At 74.9% G+C, this 21,027-nt stretch carries 11 protein-coding genes; 2 read left to right on the top strand and 9 right to left on the bottom strand.

Features of this window, described 5'->3' with window-relative positions:
- Positions 1-54: 54 nt before the first annotated feature.
- Positions 55-468 (top strand): organic hydroperoxide resistance protein, encoded by a 414-nt coding sequence (locus tag ACH4C6_RS20230; RefSeq protein WP_398109973.1) that lies wholly within the window; start codon positions 55-57, stop codon positions 466-468.
- An 11-nt stretch (positions 469-479) separates the two neighbouring features.
- Here ACH4C6_RS20230 and ACH4C6_RS20235 read toward each other — a convergent pair whose 3' ends face one another.
- The 9 genes from ACH4C6_RS20235 to ACH4C6_RS20275 form a co-directional block, all read right to left on the bottom strand.
- A complete protein-coding gene (locus ACH4C6_RS20235; protein WP_398109974.1) occupies positions 480-2,042 on the bottom strand; it encodes a hypothetical protein in 1,563 nt (520 codons plus the stop codon).
- Between the two features lie 81 nt (positions 2,043-2,123).
- Positions 2,124-3,965 carry a hypothetical protein gene (locus tag ACH4C6_RS20240; RefSeq protein WP_398109975.1) on the bottom strand — a complete coding sequence of 614 codons (1,842 nt, stop codon included), beginning with the start codon at positions 3,963-3,965 and terminating at the stop codon, positions 2,124-2,126.
- Positions 3,962-6,202 carry a CDP-glycerol glycerophosphotransferase family protein gene (locus ACH4C6_RS20245; protein ID WP_398109976.1) on the bottom strand — a complete coding sequence of 747 codons (2,241 nt, stop codon included), beginning with the start codon at positions 6,200-6,202 and terminating at the stop codon, positions 3,962-3,964. The genes ACH4C6_RS20240 and ACH4C6_RS20245 overlap by 4 nt, the downstream gene beginning before the upstream one ends.
- 8 nt (positions 6,203-6,210) lie before the next feature.
- Entirely contained in the window at positions 6,211-8,415 is a 2,205-nt protein-coding gene (locus tag ACH4C6_RS20250) for a CDP-glycerol glycerophosphotransferase family protein (RefSeq protein WP_398109977.1), read from the bottom strand.
- Between the two features lie 108 nt (positions 8,416-8,523).
- Positions 8,524-10,785 carry a CDP-glycerol glycerophosphotransferase family protein gene (locus ACH4C6_RS20255; RefSeq protein ID WP_398109978.1) on the bottom strand — a complete coding sequence of 754 codons (2,262 nt, stop codon included), beginning with the start codon at positions 10,783-10,785 and terminating at the stop codon, positions 8,524-8,526.
- Between the two features lie 141 nt (positions 10,786-10,926).
- Positions 10,927-11,790 (bottom strand): carbohydrate ABC transporter permease, encoded by an 864-nt coding sequence (locus ACH4C6_RS20260; RefSeq protein ID WP_398109979.1) that lies wholly within the window; start codon positions 11,788-11,790, stop codon positions 10,927-10,929.
- Entirely contained in the window at positions 11,787-13,133 is a 1,347-nt protein-coding gene (locus tag ACH4C6_RS20265; RefSeq protein ID WP_398109980.1) for a carbohydrate ABC transporter permease, read from the bottom strand. Before ACH4C6_RS20265 ends, ACH4C6_RS20260 begins: the two co-directional genes overlap by 4 nt.
- Positions 13,134-13,137: 4 nt before the next feature.
- A complete protein-coding gene (locus tag ACH4C6_RS20270) occupies positions 13,138-14,553 on the bottom strand; it encodes an ABC transporter substrate-binding protein (RefSeq protein WP_398109981.1) in 1,416 nt (471 codons plus the stop codon).
- A 175-nt stretch (positions 14,554-14,728) separates the two neighbouring features.
- A complete protein-coding gene (locus ACH4C6_RS20275; protein ID WP_398110426.1) occupies positions 14,729-18,850 on the bottom strand; it encodes an FHA domain-containing protein in 4,122 nt (1,373 codons plus the stop codon).
- 361 nt (positions 18,851-19,211) lie between these two features.
- On the opposite strand from ACH4C6_RS20275, the gene ACH4C6_RS20280 reads away from it, so the two are divergent.
- The gene (locus ACH4C6_RS20280; RefSeq protein ID WP_398109982.1) at positions 19,212-20,912 is read left to right on the top strand and encodes a serine/threonine-protein kinase; all 1,701 of its coding nucleotides are present in this window, start codon (positions 19,212-19,214) and stop codon (positions 20,910-20,912) included.
- Positions 20,913-21,027 lie beyond the last annotated feature (115 nt).

A 21,027-nucleotide genomic window follows, 5' to 3' on the forward strand; every position in this document is an offset into this window, starting at 1 on the left:
TGTCGGGCGGCCCGGACGGGCCACCGAACGACGACCGAGAGGGAAGGTTCTTCCATGGACGCGCTCTACACCGCTGCCGCCACCGCCACCCACGGCCGCGACGGCCGGGCCGTCAGCTCCGACGGCGTGCTCGACCTCGCCCTGGGCGTGCCCCAGTCGATGGGCGGCAACGGCCAGGGCACCAACCCCGAGCAGCTCTTCGCCGCCGGTTACGCCGCCTGCTTCGGCAGCGCCCTCGGCCTCGTCGGGCGCCAGGCCAAGGTCGACGTCAGCGACGCCGCCGTGACCGCCGAGGTCTCGATCGGCAAGCAGGGCGAGGGCTTCGGCCTCGCCGTCACCCTGCGCATCGAGCTCCCCGAGAGCGTGGACGAGGTCACCGGCCGCAAGCTGGTCGACCAGGCCCACCAGGTCTGCCCCTACTCCAACGCCACCCGCGGCAACATCGACGTCGACCTCGTCATCGAGTAGTCACCGGCGCCTCACCTCCCCCCGACCCGCGCCAGTACCTCCCCCGTCCGTCCGCTCCACGCCACCACCACCGCCTCCTCGGGCACCGGGTGCCAGCGCGTCAGCAGCAGCCAGCGCACGTGGTAGCGGCGGACGACGGCCGACCGCTCGGCGCGGGTCGAGCCGTGCGCCAGGTAGGCGCGCACATCGGTCGCCCGGCGCCGCCGCTCCCGCTCGTCCAGGGCCGGGTCCGGCCAGATCGGGGCGGCGAGGTTCGGCCCGTACCCGGCGATGGCGTGACTGGCGAAGTACCCGTCGGTGATCACCACCTCGCCGGGGCCGATGTACCGGGCCGCCCAGTCGTACGACGGCCAGCGCGTCGGCTGGGTGAACCCCACCGGGTCCACCGAGCGCGGCACGACCGCCCCGGCGTGCACGGTCAGGAACCCCGCGCACGCCCCGGCCACCGCCGCCCCGCCCAGCACCTTCCGGGCCCGCCGCCACGGCCGGGGCGCCGCCAGCTCCACCGCCAGGGCGAACTGCGGCGGCACCAGCACGGCCCACAGCACCCGGGCGTACGTGTAGTGCCCGCCGACCCAGCCGTAGGCGAGCAGCAGGCACTCCAGGGCGAACAGCACCACCAGCGGGTCACGCCGCGACCTGCGCGCCCGCGCCCACAGCGCGGGCAGCCCGATCAGCGCCAGCCAGGAGTTGGCGAACAGCCTCTCGTACAGCTGCCGGTGCATGGCGTCCATGCCGCTGTCGCCCACCAGCGACAGCACGTCGTAGTACGGCCAGGCCACGGCCACCCCCGCGCAGACCAGCCCGGTGAGCGCCCAGCGGGCCAGGACCGGCGCGCGCCGGCCCCGCTGCCGGGACAGCACGAGCGCCACCCCGCCCGTCAGCGCGGACGCCGCCGTGACGGGGTGGGTGAGCAGGATCAGCGCGTACAGGACGCCGATCCCGGCGTATCCCCACCAGCCGCCCAGCCCGCTCGGCCCGACGAACCGCACCGCCGGGGCGTCGTCCCCCGCGCGTGCCGCGGTCCAGGCCCAGGCCCAGAAGGTCAGGCCGATCGCGAGCGCGGACGGATACCCCAGGTTGGTCGTCATCGGCATCAGCCCGAGGTAGCCGCTCCACAGGATCCGGGCGGTGCCCCACAGCAGCGTCATGGACAGCAGCGCCCACACCGGCGCCCACCGCCGGGCGGTGAGGGTCCTGACGAACCGGCCGAGCCCGGTCAGCAGCACCACCAGGTGCACCGGCCCGGCCAGCTTCACGACCTCCCAGCCGGTCAGCCCCGTCAGCCGGGCGACCACGCCCTGCGCGACCGCGTACGGCCCGTAGTACGGGCTGCCCGCGCCCGGCAGGTCCGCCATGGTGTGGGCCGGGTGCAGCAGGTCGGCCTTGAGGCGCTCGACGACCGCCGCGTGCTGCCCGGCGTCGCAGCACAGCGGCACCCGCCAGTACGCCAGCGTCATCACCAGCCAGAACAGCGCGCCGTAGAACTGGTACGGGGTGAGCCGCCGCATCCGGCCGCCGCGCAGCGCACTAGCGCCGCGCACGGTCCGGCGGACGAGGACCGGGGCGCTCACCGGACGGCCGGCAGGGGCTGGGGGGTCACAGGCATGCGCCGATCGTTCCCGCCCCTACGCCTGCCCTGACCCCGGATCACTTCATCGGGTGAGGCGGCTTGGCCCACCTGCCCGCTGTCCGTCGCACAGCGCCCGCTCGGCGGCCGCCGGCCAGCGCGCGAACCGGAACCGGGTCCGCTCGAACGCCCCGGTGAGGTTGTCCCAGAACCGCTGCGCGGTCAGCGGCGCCCGCACCGACTCCCTCAGCTCGGCCAGCTCCCCGCAGCCCAGCGCGGCCCGGGCCGCCCCGACCGTCTCCCGCGAGACCCCGGCCCGCAGCAGGTCGCGCCGCGGCGGGTCGGCGAGGGCCCACTCCGCGAACACCCAGTGGTTGCGCAGGAACTTCTCGTGCCCGGGCCAGCTCCACCGCTCCAGCGCCAGATGCGCGCCGACCGGACTGGCCAGCCCCCAGGCGTCGTTGACGTACGCGTCCAGCGGCGCCGCCGCACCCGTGACACCGAGGTGCCGGCCCACCATCACCACGTGGTACGGCGCGTCCGGCCGCATCGGCGTGGCGTGCAGCCGCCGTCCGGCGTCGAAGTACAGCAGGGTCGGCCGGGGCGAGCGCACGGCCTCGGCCAGCATGCGCCGCCCCTCGGGCAGGGCGGGCCAGTTGCGCACCCAGGTGTCCGTGCGCACCGGGTTGTGGTCGCCCAGCCCCTCCACGTCGGAGCTGCGCACGTTGAACGACCCCGGGGTGCTGCGCACGTCGAACGGCGCCCGCAGCGGGCTGACCGCCGCGCACAGCCACACCACCAGCAGCGCGCTCGCCGCACCGGTGACCCGGTTCGCCGGGACGACCAGCACCGGCAGGAGCAGCAGCAGGAGCGCCGGGAGGATCATGCGGGCGTGCATGTAGTCGCCGCCGACCCGCACGACGTACCCGGCGAGCAGCGCACCCGCAGCGAGCGGCGCCAGCAGCACCACCAGCGAGGAGCGGCCCGCGACGCGGTCCCGCCGCAGCCGGCGGGTGCGGCGCGCCAGCAGCACCGCCAGCGCGCCGAGCACCGGCACCACGGGCCACAGCCAGTACGGCCCGAGCGTCTCCTGCACGTACCCGGCCCCTCGGCTCCAGTCACTGGCGCTCGCCTCCTTGGCGATGGCCGGCAGCGGCACCAGGATCCCGTAGTACCCGGCCCGGAACACCTCGTAGGCCAGCGGCAGCGCCTTCGCCGAGGCGAGCACGGCCGCGGTGCCCCGGCGCGAGGGCCGCAGGACCCACCACTGCGCGGCCAGGAAGCACACCGTGACCACCGCCAGGTCCGGCCGGACCAGCGGCCCCAGCCCGAACACGAACGCGGCCGCGTACGTCTCCCGGGGCTCCCGCCCCCGCCGCGTGCGCGTCAGCAGCCACCACGCCAGGCCGGTCCAGAAGGCACCGAGCCCGCTCTCCAGCCCGGAGGTCATGTACGACCAGAACGGCGGCACCGCCAGCAGCACGCACACCCCCGCGGGCAGCAGCAGCCCGGCCCCGCGGTGCAGCCGGCACGTGGCGAGCAGGGCGAGCGCGAAACCGGCGGTGCTCAGCAGCAGTCCGGTCCCCACCGCGAGGAACGCCGGGTCCGCTCCGGTGACCCAGGTGGCGAGGGCGAGCAGCCACTGCCACAGGGTGCCCGTCGAACTCTCCGCGCGCTCGCCCACGTTGAACACCGGTCCGTTGCCCGCCAGGATCTGCCGGACCGGCCGCAGGTAGATCAGCCCGTCGTCGCAGATCCAGCGGCGCCGGTAGCCCAGCACGAACAGGGCCGCGGTCGGCACGGCCACCAGGGCCGCGTGCCACCACCGCACCGGCCCCGGCGGCCCGGGCACCGGCGCGGGCCGGGCCGAGGGGGCGCGCTGGCCGGGCAGCGACGGAAGCGCCTCCGGGGTGGTCGGAGTCGTCATCCCTCGATCAGCGCCCCGGACCGCACGGCCACCGCGGGGGTCCTGCGGGCCGCGGGCAGCAGCGCCCCGCCCCGCTCGCCCAGCATCAGCAGGCGGACGACCCGCTCGGCGGCCCGCCCGTCCTCGAACTCGCAGTACCGGGACCGGAAGTCCGCCCGCAGCCGGGCCGCCTCCGCGTCCTGCCAGGTGCCGGAGGCGAACAGCCGCGCCAGTTCCGGGTAGGAGCGGGTGACGTGCCCGGGGGCGTCGGCCGTGACGTCGAAGTAGGCGCCCCGGCTGGCCACGAACGCGCCCCAGTCGTCGGCGTGCACCACCACCGGCCGGTCCAGCAGCACGTAGTCGAACATCAGGGCCGAGTAGTCGGTGACCAGCACGTCGGAGGCGAGCATCACGTCCTCCACGTGCGGCTCGTCCGTCGCGTCGACCACCACGCCCCGCCGGTGCAGGTCGGACAGGCCCAGCCCGCGGGCGATGCCGCCGGCCAGCGAGGGGTGCAGCCGGACGACCAGGGTGTGGCCCGGCCCGAGGTCCTCGGCGAACCGGGCCGGGTCGAACCGGTCGACGTGGCCGCCCTTGCGGTAGTCCCGGCGGGTCGGCGCGTACAGCACCACCGTGTTCCCCGCCGGGATGCCGAGCCGCTCGCGCACCGCCGCACCCCGCTCCGGCCCGGCTCCGATCAGCACGTCGTTGCGCGGGCTGCCCGTGCGCAGTGACGTGAAGTGGCACGGGTAGGCCCGCTCCCAGGCCAGCTCCGCGTGCCGCCCGGCGACCAGGCTGTAGTCCCAGCGGTCGGCCCGGCGCAGCATCTGCGGCACGTCGAAGCCGTGCCGGGCACCCGGCTTGGACAGCAGGTCCGCGCCCATGTACTTCAGCGGGGTGCCCTGGTGGGTGTGGATGTGCACGCTGCCGGGCCGTTTGGCCAGGGTGCCGGGCCAGTTGACGTCGTTCACCCAGTACGTGGCCCGGGCCATGACCTCGTGGTAGCGGCGCGAGCCCGGGGTGACGTGGTCGACCCCGGGTGGCAGCGCGTCCACGGCGTCCTCCCGCACTACCCACACGCCCCGGATGTGCGGGGCGAGTTCCCGGGCCGCGGCGTGGATCGCGGCCGGGTCGCCGCTCATCCCGCGGTGGTGGTTCGCCGCGTAGACCGCCAGGTGCGGGTCGAGGGGCCGGCGGGACTGGGCCGCGTACCAGGTGCGCAGCGCGCTCTGCGCGGCCTTCTGCGCCACCTTGCGCTGCCTGCCGCGCGCGGCCCCCCGCACCTCGCGCAGCCCGCGCACCGCCGCGTAGGACGAGTAGGGGGCCGACGCCAGCAGCCGCATCTCCAGCCCGCGCCAGCCGTCCGGCCGGCGGAATCCGCCCTCGGGCAGGTGACGGCGGTGGAAGGCACGGATCTCGCGGTAGAACGCGGCCCGGTCGGCGGGCCGTACGCGGTCCTCGCGGGCCAGCACGAACAGCATGTGGTCCAGGGCGCGCTCCAGCAGCAGCGGACGCGCCCAGTCCAGGTCCGGCCGCTCCTCCAGGAACGCGAACAGGCCCCCGTACTGCCCGAAGATCTCGAAGTGCCGGCGCCCCGGCGTCCTGGTGATGGCGCCCTGACGGCGCTGCCGGTACTCCACGCCGATCCGGTCCAGGCAGGCGATCCGCTCCGCCAGCACCATCGACCGGTAGGTCACCGGCGCGTCCTCGTACAGTCCGGGCGCGTACCGCAGGCCGTGACCCTGGAAGAAGTCCCGCCGGTAGGCCTTGTTCCAGGCGACCAGGAACAGGTTCAGGTACGCCGGTTCGTCCCGGATGCGGAAGGTGCCCAGGCCCGCCGCGGCCAGCAGGTCCGCCGCCTCGCTGCGGCCGCCCCGGCCCCACCAGTGGGTGCGCACGTGGTCGAAGACCAGGATGTCCGGGTCGCCCGCCGCCGCCAGCCGCGCGGCGACGGCGGCCAGCAGGCCCGGCGTGTAGCGGTCGTCGCTGTCGAGGAACAGCACGTAGTCGCCCGCCGCCTCGTCCAGACCGGCGTTGCGGGCGCGGCCCAGGCCGACGTTCTCGGGCAGGTGCAACACCCGCACCCGCGGGTCGCGGGCGGCGTACTCGTCGAGGATCGCGCCGCTGCCGTCGGGGGAGCGGTCGTCCACGGCGATCACCTCGAAGTCGCCGTGGGACTGGCCGAGCACCGAGTCGAGACACTCGCGCAGGAACCCCTGCACGTTGTAGACGGGCACGATGATGCTGAAGCGGGGCACTTCTTCGGTCAGCTCCTTACGAGGGCGGCGGCCGCGGGGGCCGGGACCCGCTGCGCGAGCGGGGTCACGGGCGGGATCGACTCGGGCGGCTCGCCCAGCAGCACCCGGCGCACGACGCGCTCCGCCGCGCGCCCGTCGTCGAACTGGCAGAACCGCTCCCGGAACGCGGCCCGCAGCGCCGCGGCGCCCTCGTCCGCCCAGGTGCCGTCGCGGAACACCGCGGCCAGTTCCTCGGGTGTCCGGGCGACACGGCCGGGCGGGCACTCCATCAGGTCGAAGTAGACGCCCCGGGTCTCCCGGTAGACGTCCCAGTCGTCGGCGTACACCACGATCGGGCGGTCCAGGTTGGCGTAGTCGAACATGATCGACGAGTAGTCGGTGATCAGCGCGTCGGCCGCCAGGCACACGTCCTCCGACGAGCGGTGCCCGGTGACGTCGATGATCCGGCCGCCCCCGCGGCTGCCCGGCCCCCGGTCGTAGAAGTAGTGGGCGCGCAGCAGGACCACGTACTCGTCGCCGATCGCCTCGCAGAACCGGGCCAGGTCCAGGCCCGAGGCGAAACCGGTGGCGTAGTCGCGGTGGGTGGGCGCGTACAGCAGGGCCTTCCTGCCGTCCGGGACGCCGAGTTCCTTGCGCACCCGGGCCACGTCCTGGGCGGACGCGGTGCAGTACACGTCGTTGCGCGGATAGCCGTACTCGAGGGTCTCGTGCGCCCCGGGGAAGGCCGACTCCCACATCTGCGTGGAGTGCCGGTTGGAGGTGAGGTTGTAGTCCCAGCGGTCCACCCGGGCCAGCAGTCTGCCGATGCTGCCGGTCGCGGCGGCGACCACCGGGTACGTCGACTGGTCGGCGCCCATCTTCTTCAGCGGGGTGCCGTGCTGGGTCTGCAGGTGCACGCTGCCCGGGCGCTTGACCACGGCGTCCGCGAAGTTGGCGTTGTTCACCAGGTACTTGGCGCGGGCCAGCACCCGCCAGTACTCCCGGCTGCCGATCACCGCGTACGCGACGTCCTCCGGCATGCTGCCGGCCGCGTCCGGCTCCACCAGGAACACCGCGCGCAGGTGCGGGGCGAGTTCGCGGGCCTTGGCGTGGATCGCGGCCGGGTTGCAGGCGTAGCCGCGGCCCCAGTAGGCGCAGTACACGACCAGGTTCTCGTCGATCGGCAGCCGCAGGTCCGCCGCGTAGCGCAGCCGGGTGCGCAGGCCGCGCGGGCGGGGCAGCAGCGCGGCGGCGCGGGCGGCGCGCCGGTTGGCGGCGCGCAGGGCGCGGAAGCCGGCGTACGAGCCGGACGCCAGCAGCCGGTGCTGCACACCGAGGCTGCCGCCGGGCGCCCGGTACCCGGCGGGGCGGTGCCGCCGGTACAGCAGGCTCGCCCGCCGGAAGAAGGCCCGCCGCCCGGCCGGCAGCCGCCCGGGATGCGCGGCGGTCCTCAGCACGGCGGCGAAGAGCTGCTCGAACAGCGGCCCCCGCCGCTCGGCCGGCACACCGAGTTCCGTGGCCCGCGTCAGCACCAGCTCGCACTGGGCGAGCAGTTCGCCGTGGTGCTCGCCGGGCAGGTTGAGGCGGTTGCCCTGGCGGCGCAGGTGGTGGCGGACCACGACCGAGCGCAGGACCGCCACCCGCCGCGCCCGCAGCGCGACCTGGCCGCCGAAGCCGATGTCGGTGAAGTGACCGGCGGGGAAGGTGATGCCCTCCTCGGTGAGGAAGGCCCGGCGGTACGCCGCGCTCCACGCCGGGAGCGCCACCCCGGTCAGCCGTGGGGCCCGGTCGGGGGAGAAGGCGCCGGCCGGTGTCCCGGCCAGGACGGCCGCGGCCGGGTTGGCCGGCTCGCCCTCCCACCACGGGACGCGCTCGTGCTCGAAGTGCAGGACGTCGGCCTCGCCCACCGCGTCCAGCCGGGCGGCCAGTGCCGCCAGCGCCCCCGGGGCCAGGACGTCGTCGCCGTCGAGGAACAGCACGTGTGCGCCGGCCGCCGCCCGCAGCCCGGTGTTGCGCGCCCCGGCCAGCCCGTCCGGCGCGGGGGAGTGCACCACCGTCACGCGGCGGTCCCGTTCGGCGTACCCGGCGGCGACGTCCGCCCCCGGCGCGTCGGGTGCGTCGCACACCGGGATCACCTCGAAGTCGCCGAAGGACTGGGCGAGGACCGAGTCGAGTGCCAGGGACAGCCGGCCCGCGACCCCATGGGACGGGACGACGATGCTGAAGCGGGGCATTCTGCTCTCTCTGTCGGGGTTGGCCTGTCGAGGGTGGGCGGGTGGGACGGGGCACGGGCGCCGGCCGCGACGGGCCGCACGGCATGCGGGCCGCCCGGGCGGGCGTGGTCACAGGACGTCGGTCACGACCCCGGGGCCCGCCGGCCGCGGCACCGTGGCGAGCGGCTCCCGGGGCAGTGCGGCCGCCACCGACGGCACCGGGCAGCGCTCCTCCAGCGGCACGACCGGGGGCAGTTCGGTCTCCCCGAGGACGACCCGGCGCACCACCCGCTCGGCGGCCCGGCCGTCGTCCCAGGTGCAGAACCGCCTGCGGAACGCCGAGCGCAGTTGAGCGGAGCGGGAGCCCCGCCAGTGGCCGGTGGCGAAGATGTCGATCAGTTCGTCCTCGCCGCGGGCGATGGCGCCGGGCGGGAAGGCGCGCAGGTCGAAGTAGGTGCCGCGGGCCGCCTCGTAGGCCTCCCAGTCGTCGGCGTGGATGACGATGGGCCGGTCGAGGTTGGCGTAGTCGAACATCAGCGACGAGTAGTCCGTGACCAGGGCGTCCGAGGCCAGGCAGAGCGACTCCACGCTCGGGTGCCCGGAGACGTCGACGACCCGGCCGCCGCCCTCGGTCAGCGGGGTGCCGTAGGCGTGGTGGGCGCGGGCCAGGACCATGTAGCGCGGGCCCAGGCGGCGCACGATCCGCTGCAGGTCGAGGCTGTGGCGCTGGGAGCGGCGGTAGTCGCGGTGGGTCGGCGCGTACAGGATCGCCACCGTGCCCTCGGGGATGCCCAGGGAGGAGCGCAGCCGGGTCACGTCCGCCGCCGTGGCCGTCCGGAACACGTCGTTGCGCGGGCAGCCGTACTCCAGCGTGGTGTAGCGGCCGGGGTGGACGCGCTGGTGCGTCAGAGTCGTGTGGCGGTTGGCCGACAGCACGTAGTCCCAGGCGTCGACGTCCTTCAGCAGCCGCCGGAAGTCCCGGCCGCGGGCCGCCGCCGGGCGCTCCTGGAGGTCCAGGCCGATGTGCCCGAGCGGGGTGCCCTGCCCGGTCTGGATCAGGACCTGGCCCCGGCGTTTGGCGAGGCCGTGGTCGAAGCCGGTGTTGCTGACCAGGTACCGGGAACGGGCGAGCGCCGTCCAGTAGGCGGCCGTGCCGGGCACCAGCCGGCGGGGACCCGGCGGGATCGCGTGGTGGTGCTCGGGACGGGCGGCCCACGCGGTGCGCACGTGCGGGGCGAGGCCGCGGAACGCGCTCTCCAGCGCCCCCGGGCTGCAACTGTGGCCGCGCCCGTCGTAGGCGCTGAACACGGCCCGGTCGGCGCGCAGGGGCAGGCAGCGCTGCACGCGGTAGTGGGCCCGCAGCCCGGCCGACCGCAGGCCGCGCCGCAGCCGCCGCGTGGTCCGGGCGGCGGCGCGGTGCACGGCCGACGCCAGCTGGAGGGCGCGGTAGGTGCGGTGCAGGCCGAAGCGGATCAGGGTGTGGTGGATGCGGCACCGCAGGGGGACGGGGGCGCCGGGGGTGCGGTAGCGGCGGTAGTGGGTGCGGGCCCGGCGCAGGAACCGTGCGCGGGATCCGCGGGGCAGCCGGTCCCGCCGCGCGTAGACGATCGCCAGGTGGTGGACCATGCGGCGGAACAGCACCGGCCGCCACCGGGCCAGCTCGGGACGCCCGTCGAGGAACGCGAAGACCCGGTCGTACTGGTCGAACACGTCGAAGTGCCGGTCGCTGGTGGTGCGCAGGATGCTGCCCTGCCGCCGCTGCCGGTAGTGCACGCACACCCGGTCGAGGGTCGCGAGGGAGTCCGCCGTCATCAGCACCGGGTACGTCCAGGGCGTGTCCTCGTACCAACCGGGCGGGAACGCGAACCCCTTCGCCTCGACGAACTCCCGCCGGTAGGCCTTGTTCCAGGCGACCATCAGCAGCCGCAGCAGACCGGGGCGGTCCTCCAGGCGGAACGGGGCCGGGCCCTGCTCGCTCAGGTGCAGGGCCGCCTGGTTGCGGACCGCCTCCCCGGTCCAGTAGGTGCGCGCGTAGTCGAAGACGAGGACGTCGGGCTCGCCCGTCTCCTTGAGCCGGTCGGCGATGAAGCGCAGCGAGTCCGGGGTGAGGGTGTCGTCGCTGTCCAGGAAGAGCAGGTAGTCGCCGCAGGCCTGGGCCGCCCCGGCGTTCCTGGCGGGACCCAGGCCGACGTTCTCGGGCAGGTGGACGGGGCGAACGCGCGGGTCGCGCGCGGCGAACTCGTCGATGATCGCCCCGCACGCGTCCGGCGAGGCGTCGTCGACGACGATCAGTTCCAGATCGGGACAGGACTGGGAGAGCACCGATTCGAGGCACTCGTGCAGGTACGCCTGAACCTGGTACGCGGGGACAATGACACTGAACCTGGGCAAGAGGCATCCATCGGTCGGCGCGGGCGTTCGGCCCGGGAACGGCCGGTGGGGCCGGTTGGTTACGGCGGCTACGTCATCCGGGGGAACGCCGAAGGGGCGGGCCGCTCCGGACCCGCCCCTTCAACTCGCGCCTTGCAGCGCCTACTTGACCGCTCCGGCCATGACGCCGGACACGAACTGCCGCTGGAACGCGAAGAACACGGCCAGCGGGACCACCATCGAGATGAACGCGCCGGGCGCCAGCACATCGATGTTGTTGCCGAACTGCCGTACCTGCGTCTGGAGTGCGACCGTGATCGGCTGGCTCCCGGAGTCGGAGAAGATCAGTGCGACCAGCAGGTCGTTCCACACCCACAGGAACTGGAAGATGCCGAGCGCGGCGATCGCCGGAGCCCCCAGCGGCATGACCACCCGGAAGAACAGGCGCAGTTCACCCGCGCCGTCCAGCCGGGCCGCCTCCAGCAGCTCCCGCGGGATCTCCGCGAAGAAGTTGCGCAGGAGGAACACCGCGAACGGCAGTCCGAAGCCGACGTGGAACAGCACCACGCCGAGCACCGATCCGAAGATGCCGATGGTGCCGAACAGTTCGGCGATCGGGATGAGCGCGACCTGCACGGGCACCACCAACAGCCCGACCACGCCCAGGAACCACCAGTCCCGGCCGGGGAACTCCATCCACGCGAAGGCGTAGCCGGCGAGCGAGCCGATGATCACGACCAGCACCGTCGCCGGCACGGTGATCCAGACGGTGTTCAGCAGGGAGCCGGTGATGTCCTCGTTCTGCAGCAGCTTCGCGTAGCTGTCGAAGGTGATCTGCGAGGGCTCGGTGAACACCTTCCACCAGCCGCTCGCCGCGATGTCCTCGGGCGAACGGAGGCTGGACAGCAGCAGCCCGATGGTCGGCACCAGCCAGAACAGCCCCACGACGACGAGGAACACCCGCAGCACCCCGCCGCTGACCGCCCCCGCGAGCCGCGATCCCAGTGACTGCCGCCCGGCCTTCATCGCCGCACCTCCCGCCTGAGCCGGCGTACGTTGAACCACATCACCGGGATGACCAGGAGCAGCAGGAACACCGAGATGGCACTGGCGATGCCCGGCTGGTCCTCGGAGAAGCCCTTGCGGTACAGCTCCAGGGCGAGGACGTTCGCGTCGTCCTGGGAGGAGCCCGGGGCGATGATGAAGACCAGGTCGAAGACCTTCAGCACGTTGATCATCAGGGTGACGGCGACGACCGCGAGGACCGGCGCCAGCAGCGGCACCGTGACGCGTCGGAACACCTGCCACTCACTCGCACCGTCGACCCGGGCCGCCTCCATCAGCTCCCGGGGCACACTCGCGAGCCCGGCCGCGATCAGCACCATCGCGAAGCCCGCCCACATCCAGATGTACGAGCCGATGATGGCCGGGGTGACCAGGGACGGGCCGAGCCAGTCGACGCCGTTGTACGGTTCCTTGAAGTTGCTCGCCGGGAGCCGCAGTTGCGCCCCGTCGGCCGCCGCGGGCAGCGTGAAGGTGCCGTCGCCCGCGGCCGTCGTGGAGGCCACGACCCTGCCGTCCTTCACGGCCTCGATCCACATCCCGGCGTAGCCCAGCTCGGCCGGGTCGACGCCGTTCAGCGTGCCGACGCCCTTGCCGCGCGTGAAGTCCTGCCAGGTCGTGCCGGTCACCTTGCCCGGCTCGGGCTCCGGCGCCGCGGCCGGTTCCGCGTCGTCCGGCATCAGGTCCGGCGCCACGCCGACCAGCGGCAGCGAGACGGCCTCGCCGGCGCGCACCGGCGACGTGGTGACGAACGCCCCGCCCCCGGCCGGCGCCAGCGGCGACTGCCGGCCCGGGTGGGCCTTGGGGAACGCCGAGGACTGGGCGAAGGTGTCGTGGACCCCCACCCACACCGCGTTCGCCACGCCCTTGTCCGGGTCCTGGTCGTACACCAGGCGGAAGATGATGCCCGCCGCCAGCATGGAGATCGCCATCGGCATGAAGACGACCAGCTTGAACGCCGTTCCCCAGCGCACCCGTTCGGTCAGCACCGCGAAGACCAGGCCGAGGGCCGTCGCCACCGTGGGCGCGAACACCACCCAGATGATGTTGTTCTTCAGCGCGGTGCGGATGCCCTCGTCGGTGAAGAGGGCCTTGTAGTTGTCGATGCCGGCGAAGCCGTCGCCGGACTGGTCGTAGAAGCTGCGGACCACCGAGTACCCGATCGGGTACACCACGAGCGCGCCGAGCAGGACGAGGGCGGGCAGCAGGAACAGCGCCGCGACGGTCCTGCGGGTGCCGGTCACACTCTTGCGCGACTTGGGAGCGGCAGGAGGCGTGGTGCCCCCTGCCGCCGTGGCCGACGTCATGACATCAGTTCCCGTACGCCGCGGCCGCTTCGGCCTCCAGCTTCGCCTGCGTGCCCGCCACGTCCTCGGGGTTCTTCAGGAAGTCCTGCAGGATCTTCCACTCACCCTTTCCGGGCGTGCCGCCGAAGGCCTGCGGTGCCTGGTCGGACATGTCGAAGCGGAAGTCGTCACCGGCGTCGATGAGCGCCTTGGCGATCTTCTGCTGCACCGGGTTCGGGTAGGCGGAGTTCGGCACGTTCTTGTTCGGCGAGAGGTAACCGCCGAGCTTCGCCTGGATGGTCGCCGCGTCCGGGGAGGCCAGCCAGGTGGCGAGCGCCTGCGCCCCCTTCGAGTCCTCCAGGATCACGGCCGCGTCACCGCCCGAGACGACCGGGCCGTTGTCGCCGACCGCCGGGAAGGGGAACACCTTCGCGTCCGTGCCGACCTTCATGCTCTTGGGGATGTTGACCTGGGCGAAGTCGCCCGCGGCGACCATGGCGGCCTTGGGCTGGTCCCCGCCGGTGAACACCTGTGTGACGGAGGCCGGGAAGTCGGTCTGCAACGCCCCGTTCGCCTCGCCCGCGATCCAGTCGGGCTTGCCCCAGACCTGCGCGAGGGTGGTGAGCGCGTCCTTGACGGACGGGTCCGTCCACTTGATCTCGTGCTTGGCCAGCTGGTCGTACTTCTCCGGCCCGGCCTGGGAGAGGTAGACGTTCTCGAACCAGTCGGTGAGCGTCCAGCCCTCGGAGCCGCCGACCGAGAACGGTGTGACGCCGGAGTCGAACACCGTCTGCGCGGTGTCCAGCAGCTCCGGCCAGGTCTCGGGCTCCTTCGCCCCGGCGTTCTCGAAGACCTGGTTGTTGTACCAGATCAGCGACTTGTTGGCGGCCTTGTAGTAGACCCCGTACTGCTTGCCGCCGACCTTGCCGATGTCCTGCCAGCCCTGTGAGTAGTTCTCGCCGAGTTCCTTGAGGGCCTCGGAGCCCAGCGGCTTGGCCCAGCCCTTGTCGACGGCCTGCTTGATGGCACCGGGCTGCGGCAGCATCGCGATGTCCGGCGGCTGCCCGCCGGCCACCTTGGAGCCGATGAAGTTGATGATCGGGTCCTGCGCGGGCACGAACGTCACCTTGGCGCCCGTGCGCTTCTCGAACTCCTGCAGCACCTTCTTGAAGTTCGCCTGTTCGGTGCCGCTCCACACGGCGGCGACCTCGAGGCTCGTCCCGTCCAGCTTCGGCAGGGTGACGTTGCTTGCGGTCTCGTCGGAGTCGGGCGTGCTGCCACTGCTGCTGCCGTCGTCGCTGCCTCCGCAGGCGGAGAGCGAGAGCGCGAGCGCTCCCGCGGCGACGGCCGCCGCGGCCCTGGTGGCCGTACGGCTGTGGGGGGTCGTCCCGTCCCGCTCGGGCGACCGGCGTGTCCGGATGGTCCTGCTCGTCATGCGCATGACTGCCCCGTTCTTCGTTCCTCGTCGAACGTCGAGCGCGCTCCCGTGCGATCTGGTCTACGCCCGGGTGTGTGGGGGCGGCAAGATGGCGTCCGCTGTCAACCGGTCGATCGTGACTCCCTCGTGACCAGGGGCGTGGCCGGGGCCGTCCAATGGGACCGGGGGCCGTGCCCTGTCACAGGAGCGACGGCACCCGCACCGCCGCGACCTCCCGCGCCGCCCTTTCCAGCGCGCTGGCCAACAGTGCCAGGTCGGTCGGGCCGTTTCCGAGCTCCCGCACCGGACGCCGGGCCGGAGGGTCACCCATGCGGTGCCATTCCAGGGGTACGACCGTGGGGCGCAGCGTCGCCGTCCGCGGGATCCGGCCGGTGACCCGCCCTCCCTGGAACGGGATGCCGCGCCCGTCCGCCCCGGTCAGGGTGCCGCGGCCCGGCGCGGGTTCGTCCGGGCCCGGGGCGGGTTCGTCGAGCGTGACGCGCAGGGTGGCCCGGCGGGCCGGTTCGGTCTCCGCGGTGCGCGGGCAGGGGCCGGTGGCGGCCACCAGGTGCACCCCGAGCCGCTCGCCCTCACGGGCCACGGCCTCCAGGGCGCGCATCACCGACCCGGCCGCGGGCCGCCCGGTCGAGCCGAGAGCGGGGGAGACCAGGGCGTCCAGGTCGTCGACCACCACCACGAGCCGGGGCAGCGGGGGCGCCGCCGCCTCGGTCTGCCGGCGTGCGGCTCCGGGGCGCAGCCGGATGGTCGAACTGGACGGAGAGTCCAGGTCCCCGGCCCCCTCCGCCGGGGTCTCGGCACCGCCCCGGCCGGTCGCGGTGCGCTGGGTGACCATCCGGCCCGACAGCTCCCGCCCGGTGTGCCACTCGGCGAAGCCGGATCGCCCCAGCAACTCGCTGCGCCGCTTCAGCTCGGCACTCAGCGACTGCGCGAACTCCCGCATCAGCACCGGGTCGTGGGCCGTGAGGTAGGTGGTGACGTGCGGTACGTCCGTGCACAGCCGCAGACCGTCGCCCGGTCCGCCGCCCGCGCCCGGCCCGCCCCGGCCGTCGACCAGGACGATGCCCAGCCGGTCCGGCCGCTCGGCGGCGGCCAGCGACGCGACGACCGCCCGCAGCAGCTCCGTACGGCCGCTGCCCGGTGGGCCCTCGACCAGCAGATGCGGTCCCTGCGCCGCGAGGTCCGCACACACCGGGCCGCGCGGCCCGGCGCCCAGCACCGCGCGCACCCGGCCGCCCAGGGCCTCGGTGTCGTCGGCGGCGTCCGCCCAGCGCGCCATGAGGGAGGCGGGCGTGGCCCGGGCCAGGCCCAGTTCGTCCAGCAGCCGGGCCGACTGGGGCAGCGGAGCGGAGACCCGCGGCTGCCGTTCGCCGCCCGCCTCGTCGGTGCGCAGCGGTGCGAGCGCCCGGGCGAACCGCTCCGCCCAGGCGGGGGACACGGCGTCGACCGTGGCGATCGTGCCGTGCCCGACCGGCCCGGCGGGTGCGCCGTCGCCGCCGGCCCTGGCCACCCGCACGAGCCGCAGGGCCGTCGCCACGTCCCCGCTGAGCAGGGCGACGGCACCGCACTGCCGGAACGTCGGCGCCACGGCGCAGGCCGCCTCGTAGGTATCCGTCACGGGGGAGGCCGGGGAGGCGGCGGCGGTCTCGGCCAGGCACAGGACGTGGATCCCGGCCCGGGGCCCCTCCAGCGCCAGCCGCGCCACGGCCCTGCGCAGATCCGCCCCGCCCGGGTCGCCGTCGACGACGAGCACGGTGTACGGGCCGGGGAAGGGGGTCGCCCCGCCGGTGCCGGCCTCGTCGTCCCGGGCCCACGAGGGGCGGCGGGGCGCGGGCACGGAGGGGCTGTCGCCGGGTGCGGGCACCGCGTCGGCCGACTGGTCCTCCAGCCGGCGCGTGAGCTCGTCCGTGCGGGCCGCGGCCTGCTCACGGTCGTGGGCGAGGAGCAGCCGGCAGTCCTGCCCGTGCCCCGGGCGGACGTGCGGCAGCCAGCCCAGCCAGGACCACTCGGCCGCGCGCTCCTCCAAGGGTCGCGAGCGGTCCGCGGCGATCAGGACGATCTCCAGCGTGTCGGGGGAGTGCAGCGCGGCGAGCTGTGCCAGCACCGCGCGGGCGAGCCCGGCCAGCCGCGCCCGCGGCCCGGCCAGCCCCAGCGCGCCGACCTCACGCAGCCCGACCGTCATCGGCACGGCGGGCAGCAGGCCCGAGCCGTCCGGCGCGGGCCGGTCGGCCGTGCCCAGCCGCACGGCCAGCGCCTCGGAGTGGCCCGGCCCGCGCTCCCAGAGCCGGGGCCCCGGGCCGAGGGCCGTCAGCAGCAGCGCGGCCGGGTCCGGCCAGGTCTCCCGCACGGGCGCGGCGGCGAACACCGAACGCTCCGGCGTGACCACCGCGGTCGGCTCGTCCTCGTCCACCTCGTACGGGTCCGGGGCCTGCTCCCCGCGGCCACCGGCCAGCCGCCGCGCCCACGCTCCCAGCCCGCGCCGGCGGGTCCCCGACGGCACGTCCGTGCCCCGCAGGGGAGTGCCCTTGCGCCCGCCGACGCGCTCGTCGGAGACCGCGGGACCGTCGATGCGGGCATCGGCGGCATGGATGCCACGGTCACCGGCACCCTCGTCCCGGCGGTCACCGGCACCCTCGTCCCGCCGATCGGACACCCGCCCTCCGGAACGGTGGTCGTCCCGCCGGCCTGTGGTGTCGTCCCAGTGGCCGGGATCCCCGGCTCCGGGCCGGTGGGTGCCCCGCGCTCCGGTGCTGTCGTCCCGGTGGTGGGGCTTGCCGGCTCCGGGACGGTGGGTGCCCCGCGCTCCGGCGCTGTCGTCCCAGTGGTGAGGGTCTGCGGCTCCGGGCCGGGGAGCGTCCCGTCGGCCTGCGCTGACGTCCCGGTGGTGGGGGTTTGCGGCGTCGGCGGCTCCGCCCCGGCGGGCGTCCCAGGGGCCCCCGCCGCGGCCGGGGTGGTCGGCGGCTCCGCCCCGGCGGGCGTCCCAGGGGTCCCCGCCGCGGTCGGGGTGGTCGGCGGCGCCGGGCCGGGGGGCGTCCCAGGGGTCTGCGCCGCGGTCGCGGGGGCCTGCGGCTCCGGGACGGCGGGTGCCCCGCGCCCCCGTGCTGTCGTCCCCCTGGTCGGGGGCTCCGGCTCCGGTGCGAGCCGTCGGCCGGTGGGTGTCCTGCGCGCCCACGCGGTCGTCCCGCGCGGCGCCGGTCGCCGCGCCGTCCGTGGTCCGGGGTTGCGGCACGGCGGGACGGGCTTCGGCCCGCCCGGGCGCGGCGGCGGTCCCGCCGGCGTCGGCCGCCTCGCCGAACACCCCGAAGCCGGAACGCCCCGCGTGCGTGTCCCCGTCGCCGCCCGACGGCGCACGGGACTCACCCGGACGGCGGGACGGCCCGGACCTCTCCTCCGGCGGCCGCACCGCGAAACCCGACGGCCTTACTTCGAAGGACGTGCGCGGGGCCCTGCCCGGTCCCCCTCCGTCCGCGGACTCCCGCGTCGGCGCGCCCTCGTTCTCGATCCGGGGCGCCGCCCCCTGCCCGGGCACCACCCCGGGCGCCCCGGAGCTGCCCGCTGCGCCCCAGGACCCCGGACCGTAGCCGTGGTACGTCGGACCCGAGGGACCCCCGGGCGCCGTGGAGGGCTCGCTCTCCCCGCCCGACGGGCCCGGCACGCGCACGTGCCCCTCGCCGTCGGGCGTCGTCGCCACCCGGCCCCCGGGCCCGCCCGCCGGAGCCAGCCGCAGCGCGGACTCGCCGATCCGCAGCAGCGCGCCCGGCGCGAGGCCGACGGCACGGCCGCCCACCCGGACGCCGTCGAGGGTCGTGCCGTTCGTGGAGTCCAGGTCGGCGACGGAGACACGGCCGTCCGCCCCGACCGTCACCGCGCAGTGCAGCCGGGAGACGTCCGGGTCGTCGAGGGGCACGTCGGCGTCGGCCGAGCGGCCGATGCGGATCTCGCCGCCGTGCAGGAGATGGACACCGCCGGCGTCGGGGCCCGCGACGACCTGGAGCTGCGCCGGGGCGTCCGCCAGCTCGGGGTGCGGCTCGGGCTCACCGGGCGCGCCCACGGACAGCACGGCACCGTCGGTCAGCGGGGGCTCGCCGAGCGTGCAGCGCTGGGCGTCCAGCCGCTGCTCCCCCGCGTACAGCACGGGCGTGCCCGAGCCGTCCCCGCCGGAGACCGCCTGGGCGAGGGCGGAGGCCACCGCCGCGAGCGCCGTGCCGGCCGGTGCCGTGACCAGGACGTCGCTGCGTGGGGCGCGGTCCCGCCCCGGAGCCGATGCGCCCAGCGGATCTACGACGGTCAGCCGGATCTGCATCGCCGTCAGCGGTCCCTTCTGCCCGGGCGCGGGGTCCCCCACCCCGCCCCAGCACGTCGGCCAGTACTGCACGCATCCTCGCACCTGCCACCGACAACGCGCCCGCCCCTCCGGAAAAGGTGATCTTGATTGGTCGGCTCTGCCCGCAAAAGTGCCGGAGAACGCCCCGCACGGCGACCGCTTGAGATCGGTCACGCCCGGAACCGGCAACCACGCGACCGAGGTGCGCGTCTTTCCTTCGAACGAGGGTGGGGGCGGTTACGTAAGACCCACAGAAAGACGACACTCCGGTCTCAGGCGCCCGGCACTACAGTGGGGCGGACAGGCCAGCAGGCAAGGCAAGCACCAGGGAGCGCATGACGTGCGGCCGGTAGGCAGCAAGTACCTGCTCGAGGAGCCGCTCGGACGCGGCGCCACGGGCACCGTCTGGCGAGCCCGCCAGCGCGAGACCGCGGGCGCCGAGGCGGCCGTGCCGGGGCAGCCCGGCGAGACCGTCGCGATCAAGGTCCTCAAGGAGGAGCTGGCCGGCGACCCGGACATCGTCATGCGGTTCCTGCGCGAGCGGTCCGTGCTGCTCCGGCTCACCCACCCCAACATCGTCCGGGTCCGCGACCTGGTCGTCGAGGGCGAGCTGCTGGCCCTGGTCATGGACCTCGTCGACGGTCCCGACCTGCACCGCTACCTGCGCGAGAACGGGCCCTTCACACCCGTCGCGGCGGCCCTGCTCACCGCCCAGATCGCCGACGCGCTCGCCGCCAGCCACGCCGACGGCGTCGTCCACCGCGACCTCAAGCCGGCCAACGTGCTGCTCAAGCAGTACGACGGGCAGATGCACCCGCTGCTCACCGACTTCGGCATCGCCCGCCTCGCCGACTCGCCGGGCCTGACCCGCACCCAGGAGTTCGTCGGCACGCCCGCGTACGTCGCCCCCGAGTCCGCCGAGGGCCGTCCGCAGACCTCCGCCGTCGACATCTACGGCGCCGGCATCCTGCTGTACGAGCTGGTCACCGGCCGCCCGCCGTTCTCCGGCGGCTCCGCCCTCGAGGTGCTGCACCAGCACCTGAGCGCCGAGCCGCGCCGCCCCTCCACCGTCCCGGACCCGCTGTGGACGGTCATCGAGCGGTGCCTGCGCAAGAACCCCGACGAGCGGCCCAGCGCCCTGAACCTCGCCCGGGGCCTGCGCGTCGTCGCCGAGGGCATCGGGGTGCACGCGAACTCCGCGCAGATCGCCGCCGCCGAGGGCGTCGGCGCGCTCCTGCTGCCCGACCCGGCCCCCGCGCCGGTGCCGGACACGCCGGGGGCGGCCGACCCGACCCAGGTCCTCCCGCAGGGCGCCGGCTCCTACGACCCGAACGCCGCGACCAGCGTCCTGCCGCACACCGGCGGCCCGGCCGGCGCGGCCGACCCGACCGCCGTCATGCCCCACCGTGGCGCGGCCGACCCGACCGCCGTCATGCCGCCGGTCCCGCCCGGCGCGCCCGGCCACCCCGGACAGCAGAACCAGCAGGGCGGTCCCGACGACCCGCACCCCTGGCAGAACCAGCTGCGCGCGGCCCGCGACCGCAACGAGCAGACGCAGGTCCAGTACCTCGACCCGAACGAGGACCCGCTGCGCCGCCGTCCGCAGCGCCAGGTCGCCCGGCCCCAGCAGCCCCCGCGCCGCCAGGCGCCCCCGCCGGCCCCCGGCTACGGCTACCCGCAGCAACAGCAGCAGTACGCCCCGCAGCCCCAGCAGTACGCCCCCCAGCCGCAGCGGCCGCAGCCGCCGCAGCGCTACGCCCCGCCCGCGCCCCCGGCCCAGCCGCAGCGGCCCCAGCGCGAGCCACGGCAGCCCCGGCAGCGCAGCGCCAATCCGATGCGCATCCCCGGGCTCGGCTGCCTCAAGGGCTGTCTGTTCACGCTCGTCATCCTGTTCGTCGCGGGCTGGCTGGTGTGGGAACTGAGCCCGCTCCAGGAGTGGATCGGCACCACCAAGGGCTACTGGGACCAGCTCACCGACTGGTTCTCCACGGTGACCGGCTGGCTCGAGAAGCTCGGCGGAAGCGGTTCCGGCACGAACTGACCGGAACCGGCCCGCCAGGTTGGAGATTTGTCGACACCTGGCGGGTGATTTCCGCCTCCCCGGTGAAGGTTGGCTCCCCGGACGCGTAGTTTTAACGACAACACGCGTCGGTAGG

It is taken from the genome of Streptomyces sp. NPDC017943 (assembly GCF_044328425.1).
GTDB lineage: Bacteria > Actinomycetota > Actinomycetes > Streptomycetales > Streptomycetaceae > Streptomyces > Streptomyces djakartensis_A.

Bases quoted from the DNA above. Each gene is read 5' to 3' on its own strand.
- ACH4C6_RS20260 (WP_398109979.1), bottom strand. From the start codon at position 11,790: ATGAAGGCCGGGCGGCAGTCACTGGGATCGCGGCTCGCGGGGGCGGTC.
- ACH4C6_RS20265 (WP_398109980.1), bottom strand. From the start codon at position 13,133: ATGACGTCGGCCACGGCGGCAGGGGGCACCACGCCTCCTGCCGCTCCC.
- ACH4C6_RS20250 (WP_398109977.1), bottom strand. From the start codon at position 8,415: ATGCCCCGCTTCAGCATCGTCGTCCCGTCCCATGGGGTCGCGGGCCGG.
- ACH4C6_RS20275 (WP_398110426.1), bottom strand. From the start codon at position 18,850: ATGCAGATCCGGCTGACCGTCGTAGATCCGCTGGGCGCATCGGCTCCG.
- ACH4C6_RS20270 (WP_398109981.1), bottom strand. From the start codon at position 14,553: ATGCGCATGACGAGCAGGACCATCCGGACACGCCGGTCGCCCGAGCGG.
- ACH4C6_RS20240 (WP_398109975.1), bottom strand. From the start codon at position 3,965: ATGACGACTCCGACCACCCCGGAGGCGCTTCCGTCGCTGCCCGGCCAG.
- ACH4C6_RS20230 (WP_398109973.1), top strand. From the start codon at position 55: ATGGACGCGCTCTACACCGCTGCCGCCACCGCCACCCACGGCCGCGAC.